The organism is Acidihalobacter yilgarnensis (assembly GCF_001753245.1).
GTDB classification, from domain to species: Bacteria; Pseudomonadota; Gammaproteobacteria; order DSM-5130; family Acidihalobacteraceae; genus Acidihalobacter; species Acidihalobacter yilgarnensis.
This window is the reverse complement of the sequence record NZ_CP017415.1, coordinates 3,308,553-3,324,364: the sequence shown is the minus strand read 5'-3', so window position 1 is coordinate 3,324,364 and position 15,812 is coordinate 3,308,553. Positions and strand designations below refer to the sequence as shown.

The 15,812-nt window shown below is 64.3% G+C and carries 16 protein-coding genes; 12 read left to right on the top strand and 4 right to left on the bottom strand.

Annotated features, from left to right (window positions below; translation table 11 throughout):
* The first annotated feature begins 15 nt into the window (after positions 1–15).
* The 10 genes from BI364_RS15990 to BI364_RS15950 all read left to right on the top strand — a co-directional run bounded on the left by BI364_RS15990 (position 16) and on the right by BI364_RS15950 (position 9,548).
* The gene (locus BI364_RS15990) at positions 16–1,035 is read left to right on the top strand and encodes an ABC transporter substrate-binding protein (RefSeq protein WP_070079586.1); all 1,020 of its coding nucleotides are present in this window, start codon (positions 16–18) and stop codon (positions 1,033–1,035) included.
* Entirely contained in the window at positions 1,005–2,618 is a 1,614-nt protein-coding gene (locus BI364_RS15985; RefSeq protein ID WP_083251474.1) for an ABC transporter permease, read from the top strand. Before BI364_RS15990 ends, BI364_RS15985 begins: the two co-directional genes overlap by 31 nt.
* The gene (locus tag BI364_RS15980) at positions 2,615–3,676 is read left to right on the top strand and encodes an ABC transporter ATP-binding protein (protein WP_070079584.1); all 1,062 of its coding nucleotides are present in this window, start codon (positions 2,615–2,617) and stop codon (positions 3,674–3,676) included. The genes BI364_RS15985 and BI364_RS15980 overlap by 4 nt, the downstream gene beginning before the upstream one ends.
* Positions 3,677–3,703: 27 nt before the next feature.
* A complete protein-coding gene (locus tag BI364_RS15975) occupies positions 3,704–4,432 on the top strand; it encodes a COG4280 domain-containing protein (protein WP_070079583.1) in 729 nt (242 codons plus the stop codon).
* Positions 4,429–4,596 carry a hypothetical protein gene (locus BI364_RS18120; protein ID WP_156782810.1) on the top strand — a complete coding sequence of 56 codons (168 nt, stop codon included), beginning with the start codon at positions 4,429–4,431 and terminating at the stop codon, positions 4,594–4,596. Before BI364_RS15975 ends, BI364_RS18120 begins: the two co-directional genes overlap by 4 nt.
* A gap of 229 nt (positions 4,597–4,825) precedes the next feature.
* A complete protein-coding gene (locus BI364_RS15970; protein WP_070079582.1) occupies positions 4,826–5,950 on the top strand; it encodes an ABC transporter substrate-binding protein in 1,125 nt (374 codons plus the stop codon).
* Positions 5,950–6,894, top strand: a complete 945-nt coding sequence (locus BI364_RS15965; RefSeq protein WP_070079581.1) for an ABC transporter permease — start codon at positions 5,950–5,952, stop codon at positions 6,892–6,894. The genes BI364_RS15970 and BI364_RS15965 overlap by 1 nt, the downstream gene beginning before the upstream one ends.
* Entirely contained in the window at positions 6,891–7,676 is a 786-nt protein-coding gene (locus BI364_RS15960) for an ABC transporter permease (protein WP_070079580.1), read from the top strand. The genes BI364_RS15965 and BI364_RS15960 overlap by 4 nt, the downstream gene beginning before the upstream one ends.
* Positions 7,673–8,734: an ABC transporter ATP-binding protein gene (locus BI364_RS15955; protein WP_197495755.1), complete on the top strand. Its 1,062-nt coding sequence runs from the start codon at positions 7,673–7,675 to the stop codon at positions 8,732–8,734. Before BI364_RS15960 ends, BI364_RS15955 begins: the two co-directional genes overlap by 4 nt.
* A gap of 22 nt (positions 8,735–8,756) precedes the next feature.
* Positions 8,757–9,548: a phosphodiesterase gene (locus BI364_RS15950; protein WP_070079579.1), complete on the top strand. Its 792-nt coding sequence runs from the start codon at positions 8,757–8,759 to the stop codon at positions 9,546–9,548.
* Here the strand turns inward: BI364_RS15950 and BI364_RS18480 are convergent.
* The 3 genes from BI364_RS18480 to BI364_RS15935 form a co-directional block, all read right to left on the bottom strand.
* Positions 9,545–10,105, bottom strand: a complete 561-nt coding sequence (locus BI364_RS18480; protein ID WP_070079578.1) for a cytochrome b — start codon at positions 10,103–10,105, stop codon at positions 9,545–9,547. The two genes, BI364_RS15950 and BI364_RS18480, sit on opposite strands and share 4 nt — an antisense overlap.
* Entirely contained in the window at positions 10,102–11,016 is a 915-nt protein-coding gene (locus BI364_RS18475; RefSeq protein WP_197495754.1) for a cupredoxin domain-containing protein, read from the bottom strand. Before BI364_RS18475 ends, BI364_RS18480 begins: the two co-directional genes overlap by 4 nt.
* A gap of 91 nt (positions 11,017–11,107) precedes the next feature.
* Complete coding sequence (locus BI364_RS15935; protein WP_070079576.1) at positions 11,108–12,283, bottom strand: hypothetical protein; 1,176 nt, start codon at positions 12,281–12,283, stop codon at positions 11,108–11,110.
* 340 nt (positions 12,284–12,623) lie between these two features.
* Between BI364_RS15935 and BI364_RS15930 the strand changes: the two genes are divergently transcribed.
* Both BI364_RS15930 and BI364_RS18825 read left to right on the top strand, forming a co-directional pair.
* Positions 12,624–13,904: an ABC transporter substrate-binding protein gene (locus BI364_RS15930; RefSeq protein ID WP_070079575.1), complete on the top strand. Its 1,281-nt coding sequence runs from the start codon at positions 12,624–12,626 to the stop codon at positions 13,902–13,904.
* 443 nt (positions 13,905–14,347) lie between these two features.
* Positions 14,348–14,752 carry a nucleotidyltransferase family protein gene (locus tag BI364_RS18825; protein ID WP_233279541.1) on the top strand — a complete coding sequence of 135 codons (405 nt, stop codon included), beginning with the start codon at positions 14,348–14,350 and terminating at the stop codon, positions 14,750–14,752.
* On the opposite strand, the gene BI364_RS15925 is transcribed toward BI364_RS18825, so the two are convergent.
* The gene (locus BI364_RS15925; RefSeq protein WP_070078097.1) at positions 14,734–15,768 is read right to left on the bottom strand and encodes an IS630 family transposase; all 1,035 of its coding nucleotides are present in this window, start codon (positions 15,766–15,768) and stop codon (positions 14,734–14,736) included. The two genes, BI364_RS18825 and BI364_RS15925, sit on opposite strands and share 19 nt — an antisense overlap.
* Between the last annotated feature and the right edge of the window lie 44 nt (positions 15,769–15,812).

Here is a 15,812-nt window from a genome sequence, read left to right as displayed (position 1 = left end):
TAACAGGAGCAAGACATGCGCAAGTTACTGCTGATCATCGTGGTGGCCGTGGTGGCCGTGGTGGCCGCTGCCATCTGGGCGCTGTGGCCGCAATCGCGGCAGACCCTCGTGCTCTACAACGCTGTCGACTACGGTCCGGCCGTCGCGAAGGCCTTCACCCAGCAAACCGGCATTCCGGTCACCGTGGTGACTACCTCCACCGGCCCGCTGATCGCACGCGTGTCGGCGGAAGCCGGTCGGCCCGGTTGGACGCTCGCCTGGTTCGACGGCGCGACTGCCGCCGCCGGTCTGGACAAGGCCGGCTTGCTCGCACACGACGTGGCACCGCAGCTGGCGTGGACCGCCGAGGGCCGCAGCCTGCTGCCGGCCGACGATGCCTATATACCCACCGGATTTACCCTGTCCGGCGTCTTCGCCTATCGCCGGGGTGGGCTCAAGCCGCCCGCATCGTGGCAAGGGCTGTTGACCCCGGCCTATCGTGGCGCACTGGGTATGAACAACCCGGCGATTTCGGGGCCCACCTATCCGCTGCTGGCCGGCCTGCTGCAGAACGCCGGGGGATGGCCTGCGGGTCAGAAGTTCGTCCTCGCCCTCAAGCAGAACGGCCTGCAGGTCTTCCGTACCAACAGCACGACCCTCGCCGCTCTGCAGAGTGGCGAAATCAAAATCGCACTGGTGCAGTCGTCGGCGGCCTATGACCTCGCGCACAAGCCTGGGTCGGACATTGCCGTGAGCGTGCCCGACCCGGCCTTTGTGCTGCCGCGCGTGCTGGTGGAAGCGCCGCATCTGTCGGCCAGGGCCCAACGCGAAGCCGCAGCCTTCATCCGCTTCGCGATGAGCGCCAAGGGACAAGCAGTGGCGATGCAGGATCAGGGGGCCGATGGCCTGTACTGGCCAGTGACCACCGACGCGCCGGCCGACCAACGCATCCCCGATCCGGCGACCTTGCACCTGCAAACGGTTGACCCCACGCGCTGGGGCCCGCTGGAATCCGAGATCAATCAATGGTTCACGCGGACAGTACTCGGCCAGTGAGTGCGCGTTTGTCCCGTCGGCTGGGCGGCATGCTGTTGTTTGCGCTGTTGCTGTTGTTCTTTGCCTATCCACTGCTGCGCTTTCTCGGCTTGCCGTTCTGGTCGACACCACTCGTGGCGTCGGGTGGCGAATCCTGGCTGAACGGCCTGTTGGTGGCGGTGCGCAATACCGTGTTGCTCGCGCTGGCGGCGGCCGTTCTGGTGGCGCCGCTGGGCGCGGGGCTGGCTTGGCTGCTGGAGCGCCGTGGCTCGATGCTCAATCACGCCATTGGCGCGGCCCTGTGGCTGATCTTCCTTGCGCCGAGCTATTTGCTCACGACCGGTTGGCAGATCGTCTTCCGCGAGCCCTGGTTGCGTCATGGATTGGCTGCATCGCTGTTCTACAGCCCGCTCGGCATCGTGGCCTTGCTGGCCTTCAAGGCCTTGCCGTTCGCCGTGTTCGTGGTGCGCCCGACCTGGGCGGGCATGGGTCGCGAGCTGGAGGAGGCCATGCGCGTGCATGCGTTGTCGGCGCCGCGTCGTCTGTGGCTCACCGCACGTCTGGCGCTGCCGGCCATTGCCGCTGGTTTCGTGATTGCCTTCATCGAAAGCGTGCAGGAATTCGGCATTCCCGCCACCCTCGGCGCGCATCTGCGTCTGCCGATCCTGACCTACGCGATTTACGAACGACTGAGTACCTCGCCGCTGGACTTTGCCGGTGCCGCCCGGCTGAGCTGGGTGTTGGTTGCCCTCGCGGCAGGCGGTGCGCTGCTGCATCTTGGCCTGCATCACCGTCATAGCGCCGTGTTGGTGCATGGCCGCGCGCGCCGCGCCGCGCCGCCCGCGCCGACCCACGGCACCCGCGGTCTGATGCTTGCCGCCGCGGGTCTGCTCTGGGTTCTCGGCTTGCTGGTGCCCGGTGCCGCGCTAGTGGTCTCGGCCGCTCACGGGGGCGACTGGGCAGGCGATTATCGCAGCCTGATCAACTCGACCGGTTTTGCCGTGCTTGCGGCCAGTGCCAGCCTGATGCTCGCGCTGACCCTGGCGCGTTCGGCCAATCGTCCCGGCAACCGCCTGGCCATAGGCATCGAGCTGTTCACCCTGAGCAATATGGCGATTCCGGGGCTGGTGCTCGGCGCGGCCTATCTGATGGCCTTCAACAATGCCTGGTTGCCGCTCTACGGCACCTCGGTGCTGCTGATCCTCGGTTACACGGCCGGCTATACACCGATGCTCACCCGGCTGTTACAGTCGCCGGTGGCGCAGATCGACCGCCGACTCGGCGAAGCCGCGCGTCTGCATGGCCTGTCCTGGGCCGCGCGCGTGATCGATATCGAGGCCGTGCTGCTGGCTGCCCCGCTGGTGCGCGGCTGGCTGCTGGCCTTCGGTTTCGTGCTGTTCGAGTTGCCGGTCTCGGAGCTGCTCTATCCGCCTGGGCGCACGCCGCTGGGTGTGGCCATCGTGCGTCTGAATCAGACGCTGGAGTTTCACGCCGCCGCCCGTCTCGCGCTGAGCGGGCTGGCGTTGACCACGGCAGTGGTCGCGCTGGCCGGTGTCGTCACATATCTGTTGCTGCCTATCGGCGCACGGAGGTCTCACGCATGAACCTGCAGGTCAGAAACTCATCGGTCAGGATTGCGGGGCTGTCCAAATCGCTGGGTGGTCACCCCGTACTCCGTGATGTTCACCTGGACATGGAGGCCGGCGAATTCGTGGTCCTGATCGGTGCCTCCGGCTCCGGCAAAACGACGCTGCTGCGATTGCTCGGCGGGCTGGAACAGGCCGATGCCGGACGCATCGAGATCGACGGCGCGTGCGTCGATGCGCCGGCCGAGCATCGATTCGTGGCGCCCGAGCGTCGCGGCCTGGGCATGGTGTTTCAGGAATACGCCCTGTGGCCGCATTTGAGTTGCATCGAGAACATCCTCGCCGCCCTGCCGCGCGGTGAGCCCGAGCGCAAGACGCGCGCGGCCGCGCTGCTCGACAGCGTGGGCGTCGGCCATCTCGCCACCAAGCGGCCGCATCAGCTCTCGGGCGGGCAGCAGCAGCGGGTGGGTGTGGCGCGTGCGTTGGCAGTGCGTCCCCGATTGCTGTTGCTCGACGAGCCGTTATCCAGCCTCGACGTGGAGGTACGCGACCAGCTACGCCTGGAAATTCGACGGGTCGTACGTGAGGCCGGTGTTGCCGCGCTGTTCGTCAGCCACGATCCTGATGATGCTTGGCGTCTGGCCGACCGCGTGGCGGTGCTGGAGGGCGGGCAACTGGTGCAGTTCGACACGCCGGAGGTGCTGTACCGCCGGCCCGCGACGCCCGGCGTTGCGCGCTTCACCGGGGCACAGGGCGGCTTCGAGGGCGTGCTGAGTGGGGAAGGCATTGTCCTCGCCGGTGTCGATGTGATCGCGCAACACCGCCAGGCGGGCCTCAATGGCCACGGTGCGCTATACGTGCGCCCCGAGGGTGTGCGCGCCGACGGCGCCGGCAGCGGTTTGCCGGCCGAGCGTTTGCATGCGGTTTTCGAGGCGGGGCGTTATCGCGCCTACTGGCGCGTACCCGGCATCGAACGGCCGTTGGTCAGCCTTGAGGATGCACCACCGCCGGCACAGGCTCATCTGCGCATCGCGCCGGAGCAGGCCTTTATCTTTGCATCCACAAAAACCCACTAACTCAAGCTGATTGCACAAGGAGAGCACATGTCGTTCTGGGGAGTCGTAATCGCCACTTGGCTGGCCGCCGCGGTCGAGTGGGTGGAGGCCTTCACCGTGGTGCTGGCGGTGGCGCTGAGCATCGGCTGGCGCGCCGCGCTGGGTGCCGCCGCTGCCGCGTTGGGCCTGCTCACGGTGCTCACCGTGGTCACGGGCGGCGCGCTGCATGCTGGTCTCGCGCTGCCCTGGTTACAGGGCGTGATCGGGGTTTTTTTGCTGCTGTTCGGGATTCGCTGGCTGGGTAAGGCCATCGCCCGGGGTGCCGGCCTCAAGGCGCTGCACGACGAAGACAAGGCCTTCGCCAAGACGCAGAGCAAGCTGGCCGGGGATGGTGCGCGCGGTGCCTGGCTGGTGGCCTTCAAGGGCGTGCTGCTGGAAGGGCTGGAGGTCTGGCTGATCGTGGTCGCGCTGGGCACGCCGACGCATCGGACCTTGATTGCCGCGGGCGCTGCCCTGGTCGCGCTGCTGTGCGTGGCGGCACTGGGTCTGGTGTTGCATCAGCCGCTGCGGCGGGTACCCGAAAACACCATGAAGTTTGTGGTCGGCGCGATGATCACCGCCTTCGGCAGCTTCTGGACTCTGGAATCCCTGGGTTATCACTGGCCGCTGGGCGATGCCAGCCTGCCGTTGCTGGTGGGCTTCTATCTGGCCGGTGGGTGGCTGCTCACGCGGGTGATGCGTCGCGACGCCGACGCCACCGTGGGAGGTGCCGCATGAAGGCCTTGTTCAAGACCTTATTCGGTGACTGGCGCACGCTCACAGTGGTCGGCGCGAGCCTGGCCGTGATCTGGCCGTTGTTGCAAAGCAACTGGGCTGCCGAGGCCGGCTATGCACTGCCGTTGTGCCTGCTGGCCGGCGCGGCTTGGCTCGCGCGCCATTGAGGCGCATGCCGGTGCTGCCTCTTGCTCCAGGAGGCACGTCGGCGGTCGTCTGCACTGAGGGCCTAGGTATGGCATCGATCCTGCCGAGTCATTGCGCGATCCAGGCGCTTCGCGCGCAGGCAGGCACGCGATACGCGCATCATCGGCGCTTCATTGAATCTTCATGGGGGGTGGGTAGGCTGCGCGATCTCTTCCATCGCTAGACCATATAAAAATAGGGGGCTACACAATGTCGCAGAACGAGCAGCGCGGGCGTCGTGCGTTTCTGAAAATGGGTGTGTATTCGCTGGGCGCCGGTGCGCTGGGCGGGCTGCTGCCCGGTTTGGGTTCCCGTGCGATGGCGGCGGGGACCGGTGAGGCGTTGATCGAGGCGGCCAAGCGTGAAGGGCGCCTGAACGTGATCGCGCTGCCGCCGAACTGGGCCAATTACGGCGAAATCATTCCGGCATTCCACCACAAGTACGGCCTGCGCGTGACCAGCGCGTCGCCCAATGCCAGCTCTGCCGAGGAGCTGCAGGCGGTGCGTACGCTCAAGGGCCAGTCGCGCGCGCCCGACGTGGTCGACGTCGGTCCCTCCTTCGCCCTCATCGGTCAGAAGGAAGGCCTCTTCGCCCCCTACAAGGTGCCGACCTGGGACAGCATCCCCGAAGGCATGAAGGACCCTGAAGGTCATTGGTACGGCGATTATTTCGGCGTCATCTCCTTTGGCGTCAACACCAGCGTGGTCAAGCATATTCCGCGTGACTGGGCCGATCTCAAGCGTCCCGAGTACAAGGGGCAGATCGCGCTCAACGGCAACCCGCTGCGCGCCGGTGCGGCCTTCGGCGCGGTGTGGGCGGCGGCGCTGGGCAACGGCGGTTCGCTGGACGATATCACCCCCGGCGTCGAATACTTCGCCGATCTTGCCAAGCGTGGCAACTACATCCCGATCGCGGCACGGCCGGCCACGCTGGAGAGCGGTCAGACCCCGATCACGGTGGACTGGGATTACCTGAACCTCGCCTACCGCAAGCAATTCAAGGGCCGCGTCGCCATCGACGTGCGCATCCCCGAGACGGGCGTATTCGGCAACTATTACTGCCAGGCGATCAGCCGCCACGCGCCGAACCCCAGCGCCGCGCGCCTGTGGGAGGACTTCATCTATTCCGATGCCGGTCAGCTGCTCTACCTCAAGGGTTACGCCCACCCGGCGCGTTTCAACGACATGGTCGCGCGTGGCGTGATCCCCGAGTCGCTGATGGCCGAGCTGCCGCCGAGCGAGCCTTACAAGAACGTCCGCTTCCCCAACGCCGAGCAGACCAAGAAGGCTCAGGACACCGTCGGCAAGCTGTGGCAGAAACTGGTGCGGACCTGATGTCGTCGGTGCGTCGGACCGATGCGGCGGGCACGGATGCGGCACCCACCGCGACGCCCGCCGGCGGCCTGGCGCCCCCGACGGGTTCGTGGTTGACCGATCGTATCGCGCGGGTGGTGCAGGGGCTGCTGGTAACGGCGTTCTTCGCCTACATCGTTGCCTTCCTGCTGCTGCCTTCGGCGGCGGTGTTGATCGGTGCCTTTCGTGACGCGCAGGGCCCGACCCTGCGCTATGTACGCGAATTGTTTGAACCGCGTTATGTCGCCGCCTTTACCAACAGCATCGAACTCAGCCTGGTGACCGCGTTGATCGGTGGGGTGTGCGGCCTAGTGGTCGCCTATCTCGCCATATCCCCGCGCAGCCCCTATTGGCTGCGCACCGCCGTGACCTCGTTCAGCGGCGTGGCGGCCAATTTCGCGGGCGTGCCGCTGGCCTTCGCCTTCGTCTCGACCTTGGGCACCATGGGGTTGCTGACACTCTGGCTCAAGCGCCTGGGCTTCGACCTCTACGGCACCGGTTTCAGCCTGTTTTCCTTTTCCGGTTTGATCGTGACTTATCTTTATTTCCAGATTCCGTTGATGGTGATCATCATCAGCCCGGCCGTGCAGGGCCTGCGTCAGGAGTGGCGCGAGGCCGCGCGCAATCTCGGTGCGAGCCCGTGGCAATACTGGCGCTACGTTGGATTGCCGATCCTGATGCCGCCTACTTTGGCTGCGATGCTCCTGCTCTTCGGCAACGCCTTCGCGGCCTACGCCACGCCGTATGCGCTGACCTCCGGCAACATTGCCCTGGTGCCGATCGAAATCGGCAACGTGCTCTCCGGCAATGTCATGTCCTCGCCGCATCTGGGGCAGGCGCTCGCCTTGGGCATGATCGTGGTGATGGCGCTGGCAATGGTCGCCTACGCGTTCCTTCAGCGTCGAATCTCGCGGTGGCAGCGATGACCGCGATCAAGCGCTGGCTACCGGGTTGGCGTGCCTGGGTGCTCGGCCTGGTCGGCCTCTACTTCATGGTGCCGTTGCTTGCGACTGGCGGCTTCAGCCTGTGGGCCGGCGGTGACCGCTACAACTTCTCCGCCTATGCGGCATTGCTCGAATCGTCGGATTTCTGGGATTCTCTGGGGCTGTCGGTACGCCTCGCGGTGCTCACCATCGTGATCAGTCTCGTGCTGTTGGTGCCGACGGTTTATTGGGTGCAACTGCGCGCGCCGCGCTTACGGCCGTTGATGGAATTTCTCGCAGTGCTGCCCTTCGTGGTGCCGCCCATCGCCCTGGTCGAGGGGCTGGGCAGCCTGTATACCGGGCCTCAGTGGTTGATCGGCACGCCCGATTTTCTGGTGGTGGCGTACGTCATCCTGGCGTTGCCCTATACCTACCGCGCGCTCGACGTGGGCATGCGCAGTCTGGATATCCGCACGTTGAGCGAGGCTGCGCAAAGCCTGGGCGCGAACTGGCCGACGTTGATGGTGCGCGCCATTCTGCCCAATCTGATCGGCACCCTGGTCGGCGCCACGCTGCTGACCCTGGCCATCGTGATGGGCGAATTCACCTTCGCCAACGTGCTGCTGTTCAACACCTTCGCGGTGTATATCAATTACGTGGGACAGAACTCCGGCACCGAGGCCGCGGCACTGTCCCTGCTGAGTTTCGTCATGACATGGCTCGCCATGGCCGGAATCCTGATCACCGGCCGGCGTGGGCAGGTACAACTAGGGGGCGCACGTTGAAAACCGGAGGTTTGCACGTCGACGGCGTCGGTAAGTCGTTCGGCGGCACGCAGGTGCTGCAATCGATTTCGTTGTCGGTTTCGGCAGGGGAATTTGTTTCGTTGCTGGGGCCGAGCGGTTGCGGCAAGACCACCTTGCTGCGCATCGTGGCGGGATTCGAGCGCCCCGACAGCGGGCGCGTGCGCGTCGACGGACGCGATCTCACGAACATGCCGGCCGAGCGCCGTAACATGGGCATGGTGTTCCAGGCCTACAGCCTGTTTCCCAATCTCACCGCAGCAGAAAACATCCGCTTTGGCCTGCGCCTACGCAAGTTGCCCAAATCGCGTCAGCACGCCATCGTGGCCGATCTGCTGTCGCTGATCGGCCTGGAAGCGCATGCCGACCGCTATCCGCACCAGCTTTCCGGTGGTCAGCAGCAGCGCATCGCGCTGGCCCGCGCACTGGCCATCCAGCCGAGCTTGCTGCTGCTCGATGAACCGCTTTCGGCACTGGATGCCAAGGTGCGCGTGCAGCTGCGCGAGGAAATCCGCCGTATCCAGCGAGAAACCGGTGTGACCACACTGTTCGTCACCCACGATCAGGAGGAGGCTTTGTCCGTTTCCGATCGGGTCGCGGTGATGCAGGGTGGGCGTCTGGTCCAGTTCGATAGCCCGGCGTCGATCTATCAGTGCCCGGCGGACGCCTTCGTGGCCGGTTTCATCGGCACTTCCACCCGCTTCGAGGGGGCGGTCGCCGATCCCGAGGCGGGCTGGGTCGATATCCTGGGTGTGCGCATGCCCGCAGCCAAGGCGCGCGGCTTGCCCGCACAGCGCGCGGTATCGGTCTTCGTCCGCCCGGAGGCGGTGGAGCTGCAGCCCGCGGATTCGGAGATCGGGCTGGAAGGCCACGTACTCGAACACACCTTCCTCGGTGCGATCACGCGCGTGCAGGTCGCCGTGCATGAAGCGGTGACCTTGCTCGCCGACGTGCAAGGCGCGCTGGCAGAGCGCTTCCCGGTGGGCACGCGCGTGCGGGTATCCTGGGCGCCCGAGGCGCCGCACGTGCTCGACGCCTGAACCCCGCGACCGCACTCCCATCATGAAGCTGATCCAGATTACCGATACCCACTTTGTCCCCGCCGGGCAAAGTCTCTACGAACTCGACCCGCGTGCGCGCCTCGATGCGTGTATTGCCGACATCAACGCACATCATCGCGATGCCGCGTTGTGTGTGATCACCGGCGATCTCGTGCATCGCGGCGAGACCGAGGCTTACCACGCCCTGCGCGAGTCGCTCGCGGCGCTCGACATCCCCTTGCAGCTGGTGATCGGCAATCACGATCATCGTGCGCGCTTTCGAGAGGCATTTCCGGAGACGCCGGTGGACGGCGCCGGCTTCGTGCAGTCGTACCGCGACACCGAGGTCGGCCGTTTGCTGTTCCTCGACACGGTGGCCGACGGCCGCCATGTCGGCCATTACTGCGAAGCACGTCAGGACTGGCTGCGCGAGGTGTTGGCCGGCGCAGGCGACCGCCCGGCCTTTGCCTTCATGCATCACCCGCCGTTTGATGTCGGCCTGCCCTCGTGCGACGTGCTTGGCATCGACAACGCCGCCGAGGCGCGCGCGGCACTGCGCGCGGCCGGTGATCTGCGACACATCTTCTTCGGTCATGTACACCGCCCGATCTCCGGCGGCTGGCGCGGCGTCTCGTTCACCACGCTGCGCGCGACCGTGCACCAGACGCTGCTCGACTTCGAGACCGAGGAAGAGGTGTTCTTCAGTCACGAGCCGCCGGCCTACGCGGTGATCCTGCTGGACGAAGAACAGGTCACCGTACACTTTCACGACTATCTGGATCGCAGCCGCCAAGTGCCGGTACGCGGGGGTTAGCCTCCGCGCAACAGGCTCATCCGTCGCAGCACGTCGTCGCGCAGCCGCAGGTGGTGGTCGAGCGCCGCGGCCACGTGTAGCAGCACCAGCAGGGCGAGCAGCACGCCAAGATGCCGTTCCCAGGCGAGCAGTGCCAGTCCGAGGTCGATGTGCGTGCCGGCGAGTGACGGCACCACGGCACCGAATAACCGTACCGGCGTGCCGACCAGTTCCAGCCCAAACAGCCCCAACGCTGCCTCGGCCACGATCAAACCCAGCATCGTCGCATGCACGGCGACCGCCGCCGGCCCACGCCAGCGCCCCGTGTCGGGCTCCATGTCGCGCGCCAGCGTCGTGCGCCAGCCGCGCCTTGCCACCCACCAGACCCCCAGCATGAGCGCGCAGGCCAGAGTGAGGGCACCCAGGCTGGCGTGTATGGCGATGGCTATGGGTTTGGGGCCGAGTACGTCCTCGTCGTGCACGAACAGCCAGCCGTCACCCCACTGGGCGACGACCAGCGCAGCCAACGCCCAATGCAGCCCGCGGTAGGCCACGGACCTTGGGCGCGGCGTGTTCATGACGCAGGCTCGACCAGCACCACGGCATCCATCACGTAGGGAAAGCCACCATAGAAATGATGCGAACGATAGGTGTGGTGCCAGGGGTAGGAGTGGATCGTGCACAGGATGTGGTGCAGGCCGGGACGGTAGAACACCATCTGCGCCTTGCCGCCGTTCTTGTGCATGGTGAAACCACGGAAGCTGTCGTGATAGAAGCGGACCTGTCCTCGGTCGTCGAACATCACCGGGTAGTTGCCGGGGTAGAAGGAGTGATCCATGCCGTCGTTGTCGGTCAGATGGATGACCTGCCCTGCCTTGACCACCAGCACGAAGGGTACATAGGTCATGGTGCCGCCGGGCACGGTCATTTCGGGGTTGCTGCTTGGCATCACGCCGCCACCGGCCGCGTCGGTGACCGCCACCACGCCATAGGCCGGTGCCGGGAAGTGCGGCGAGCCCTTGGCGGCCACCACCTGCTGAACCTTGGCGTTGCCCGAACCGGGCACATGGGCGGTGCCGAATTGCGTGGTCTTGGCATCGTAATATTCGTAGATACCGTCGGTGGTCGGCTTCCAGTCGGCCGTGGTGCCGGCCGGAATCTTCAGGGTTGCCGCCGGCTGGCCCTGCCAGCTGACGATGTCCAGATCCAGCGGCTGGCTCGTCGGGTTGGAAAAGTGCAGGGTACTGCCCAGCACCAGTTGCACGTTCATCTCGCTGAAGCCGGTCTTCTCGAAGCGGATGGCACCGCTCCATTCGGGGCCCTTACGCCCGGTCCAGAAGGATTGTCCCGGCAGTGGCGGTTGACGACCGGCGAGCGAGAAGTAGGTCCAGGCGACGGCGATGCCGGCGAGGACGAGCACGATCAGGGTAATCAGCGGCCAGGGGCCGTTGCCTTGTTTCGAGTGACTGGATTTCAGAGTGTCGCTCATTGCCGTTTCCTTGAAGTGAGGTGTAACCGCGATGCGCTGTCCGCACGCGGGCATTCGGGCGGGATCGCCGGGGCGATCGTCGCGGCCCCGATCAGAATTCCAGACCCAGGCGCACGCCTTCGACCCATTCGCCGCGTTGGTTGGGTAGGAACTGGGTATGGCGTATCCACTGCACGTCCGGGCTGATGTACAGCGACTGCACCAGTCGCGTACGCACGTAGGCCTCGGCCTGGATCAGGGGCGCGGTCGGTCCGATGGCGTCGGGCGAGGCGCCGGTGCGCGAGATGCCGGCGGCCACGGTCAGCTTACGTCCACCGGGCAGCAGTGCGGTCGGGAAGGTGTCGTCGGCCTGCACGGAGACGAAGTTACTGGCCAGCGAAGCCTTCGGATTGGCCCAGCCGGCGCGGATGTCCCATTGCACGCCGGTACCGGGCACGCTGCCGCCGAAGTTGCCGTAGAGGCCGTAAGCGTGATGCCGGGTGAAGGTCTGACCGGGCAATGGCGTACCGCTGGCCGCGACGGGCGGCGCGGTGATGTTATGCGCGGTGTTGTCCCAGACGCCTAGGTTGCCTTGCAGGTTGCCCTGCTGCCAGTCCAGCTCCAGATCACCGAAAGTGCCCCGGTCGCTCGCACCTGAATCGAGCAGGTTTGGATAGTTGTGGCCGTAAAGATCTCGGGTGCTGGCAAGCATCGCGAGCACGCTGAAAGTGTCGTTGAGCGGGTGGCTGTAGGTGCCGCCGAGCACGTAGATCGGCATCTGGATGGTGGGGTCGTTGATGAAGGTCAGCCCCATGAACTGATGGTATTCGTCGTCCGCCACCGGGTTGGTGTCGATGTAGCTGGCGGGGAAGATCAAGCCCGCGTTCAGTTCGCCATGCGCCACGCCGATGTCGTAGTACAGCTGGGTGATGGCGAGACGCCCGTGGCCGTTCGGCCCCATGGTTTCACCGGCCAATGCGTTGGCCTCGGGATAGTTTGCGGTGACGCCGTTCGAAAGCGGCGTGCTGCCCGCCTTGAGTTCGTATTGAAGCTGTCCGGGACCGGCGTTGAAGTAGCCGAGGATGTCGAGCTGAGTGTTGTACGAGTCGCGCGTGCCGGCGGCGTGTTGATAGGTGCCGGCGAGGATCGAGCTGGAGGACACGTGCCCAGGCACGGGGCTGGCAAGCCCGCTGCCGGACAGTGTGAGACCCATGAGGGCGAGTAGGAGGGCGGGGGCGCGGGTGGCTCGCGGAGGGGTCGTTTTGGCGCGTGAAATCGAACTCGACATGATGCACGTGATCCCGGGGTTGGTTAATGGGGGGATCAAACTCGCAGAAATCGCAGGGTGCCGACAGTGACATATTGCCGCGCCAGAAAAACTTATTTTGACTGGCTTATGAAGGCGCCGCGCGGTGGGCCGAGCGTGGCCCTGTCCGTCTGCATGCGCCCTGCCTGGGCGAGGCGCGCGCGCATGCACCGAATAGGGGCAGGGAGGCCCGGCGTCGGGAGTGGGGCGGCCCGCGCGCGCGCCACAAGGCGCTGCGGCAATGTTGGCCCATACCTTGCTTTTCCATGCGCTGAAATGCCGGCGCAGGGTTTGGCGCCGGTTCACTCAGGAGGAATAAAGCATGAAGAAGTACCCACAAGGACGTCTGGCAAAGCGGGTGGCCCTGGCCGGCGGTCTTGCCCTGCTGTTGAATGCTGGCGCGAGCCAGGCAGCTTGCACCGTGAACATCGGCGTACTGCTGGCGTTGACCGGATCGATGGCCGAGATCGGTCAGGATAACTTGCGTTCGGCGCAGCTCGCGGTCAAGGACATCAATGCAGCCGGCGGAGTGGGCGGCTGTACCGTCAAGCCCATCGTCGCCGACACCGAAACCGAGCCCTCCGTGGCGGTCAATCAGGCCAAGTCGCTGATCGACCTGCGCGGTGTGCATGTCATCTTCGGCTCGAATTCGAGCGGCACCACCATCGCCGAGTTGCGCAGCGTCACCGCCCCTTCCAAGGTGCTGCTGGTGTCCCCCAGCGCCGCCTCGACCTCGTTCACCGCGCTGGCCAAGAAGGGCCTGACCCAGGGCATGTTCTACCGCGGCGTCATGTCGGTCGGTGGCGAAGGCCCGGTGGTCGCCTATGTGGCGCGTCACATGGCCGGCTGGAAGCACGTCTCCATCGTTTACGTGAACAACGCCTTCGGCGTGACCTACGCCAAGGAGACCCTCAAGGCCTTCGAGGCCATGGGCGGCAAGGCGCGCCTGATCCCCTACAACAGCGATCAGCCGGACTATCAGTCCATCGTCACCGACGCGCTCAGCGACAAACCCGAGGCGCTGGTTCTGCTCGCGCACCCCAAGGGCGGCCAAGCCATTTTGCGCGACTGGCTGCAGTCGGGCGGCCCACAGCACGTGTTACTGGCCGACTCGGTGGCCACGGAGCACTTCGTCGAAAAATCCGGTGGCAAGCTGCTAGACGGCGGTTGGACGGTCAAGGATGCGGCGGTGAAAACGCCGTGGTACGCGCTGTATCGCAAGAACTTCGAGGCGGCTTACAAGCGCACGCCACACATTCCTTACGACACCAACGCCTACGACGCCATGGCGATCACCTTGCTGGCGATGGATCAGGCGCACTCGACTGATGCGCACAAGATTTTCGCCGCCGCACGCGCAATCACCGCACCGGGCGGCATGGTGGTACATCCGACGCCCGCAGGTTTCAAGCAGGCGTTCGCGGCCATCGCCGCAGGCAAGAAAATCCAATATGTGGGGGTGACGGGTGCGTTGAGCATCAACGCATACGGCGACGTGAGCAACCCGGTCGTGATCGGCCGGATCAAGGGCGGTAAGCTGAATTACTACAAGACCCTGGGCGTTTCCGAGGTAGACAGCATCGTGAAGATGCACAAGCTTTAATCTGGGCCGCAGTACCGAACGCCGGATGGCCCAGCGCCGTCCGGCGTTTTTTTGTGTCCGGAATCCAGTGGGGCACTTGCCGGTGCATGAGATCGAGTTTAAGTTCGAACCGTTGATGGCTCGCGGCTTGTTAAGGCGGTTCAACTATTCGATGTGGAAGAGGCTCGCGCGGCCAATAGCGTCCAGCCTTTGAATTCAACATCTATGGCGCACGTCTTTCGTATTGGGTTTTTCCGAGATCGAAATGTAACAAGGCGAGACATGATCCAGATACGCGCTGCTGTAGGATGTTCGTCACAGAGAGTAAAATGGCGAATAATGATGGATGTTACAATACGAGACCTGCCCTGTGTGTATTCTTCGCGGTAAAAATCTCGCAGCAACAGCCCGCTTTGCGTTAAACGAAAATTGGATTTAGTAATCTTGAAATAGGAAAAATTAATATGTCTGAGTTTCCGGGAGGCTCTAAAAGCCGCGTAAATAGAGCGGGGGCAAACGTTCGAGCGGGAGTGGAAACCCCAGATGATCTGCGCTCTATTGAGGAGTGGCGGGCAGCTCACCGCGCTGTATTGAATACGTTCCAAGCAAGTCTTCGAGCGAGGACTCGGGATCAGTCCATTGTTGTTGCACAAAGGCACAAGCGCAGAAATACTATATTTAACAAGCTCCGGCGCCTCCCAAAAATGGAATTATCGAGGATGGACGATATTGCTGGATGCAGGCTTATTTTTGAGTCGCTTGATGATCTTTATCGTTTCCGAAAGCAATTTCACAAGGCGAAATTTAAGCATAAGCGCAAGAATGAAATTGATAAGTATGACTATATTACTCAGCAGTCAGTAATATAGGCAACACTTGGATGCCTGAAGAACGAGCGGATCAGATTCGGCTGCGCGGCCATGTTGGCGAGTTGAAACTGGATGCGATCTTCCAGACGTTCTCCGGCCCGCAACGGCCGGCGGGCATTGCCCGTGCGCTTGGCGTGGCTCCAGACCAGCTCGTCGGGATTGAGTTCGGGGGCATAGCCGGGCAGGAAGTGCAACGTCAACTTGCCCTTTGACTTGGCGACATACGTTTTGACGGCGCGGGTCTTGTGCGCAGGCAGATTATCGAGGATCAGATGCAGCGGCTTGCGTCGGCCGCGCATCAGGCGCTGCAGGAAGGTCACGAACAGGTCGCCGTTCAAGCCGCCTTTGTAAGTCGCGAACCAGAACGCCCCCTTGGCACTGACCGCCGAGGCGGCACTGATCCCTTGCCGTTGTCCGGGCACCGAGACGACCGGCGTGTGTCCTTTGGCGCCCCAGGTCTTGCCGTGCACCGAGTCGGCACGAAAACCTGACTCGTCCCAAAAATAGATATCGGCCTTGTCCCGCTTGGCTTGGCGAGCAATCGCCGGATAGGTTTCCCGTTGCCAGCGCTCGATCGCGTCAGGGTCCCTCTGATACGCACGCTGGAGTGGCTTTTGCGCAGTCAAGCCGACCCGCGCCAGCAACGCGCCCACTGAGGCCAAGCTCAGCGAAACGCCCAATCGCTGTGCGATCAGTTCGCGCACGATCTGGCGTGTCCATAAACCGAAGTCGAAGCCATACTGCCGCGGGTTCTTGCCGTTGACCCACCGGAACACTTGCCGTCCTTGGGCATCGGTCAACTTCCGGCGCCGCCCGGGGGCCCGCCGCAACTGCAGGGCCCGCTTGCCTTGGCCGCGCCCGCGCGCCTTCAGCCGTACCTTGTACGCCCAAGTCCGGTGCATCCCGAACGACGCCGAGACCGCTGCCGGCGATTCGCCTTCCACCATCCGCTCCAGCGCCATGAAGCGCATCGCTTCCAGCGTCTCGCGGGTCAATGTCCGTCCATCGTTCTTCATACCCAATTATGACCAAAGTCGACGCCATTTGTTCCCTAATCTAC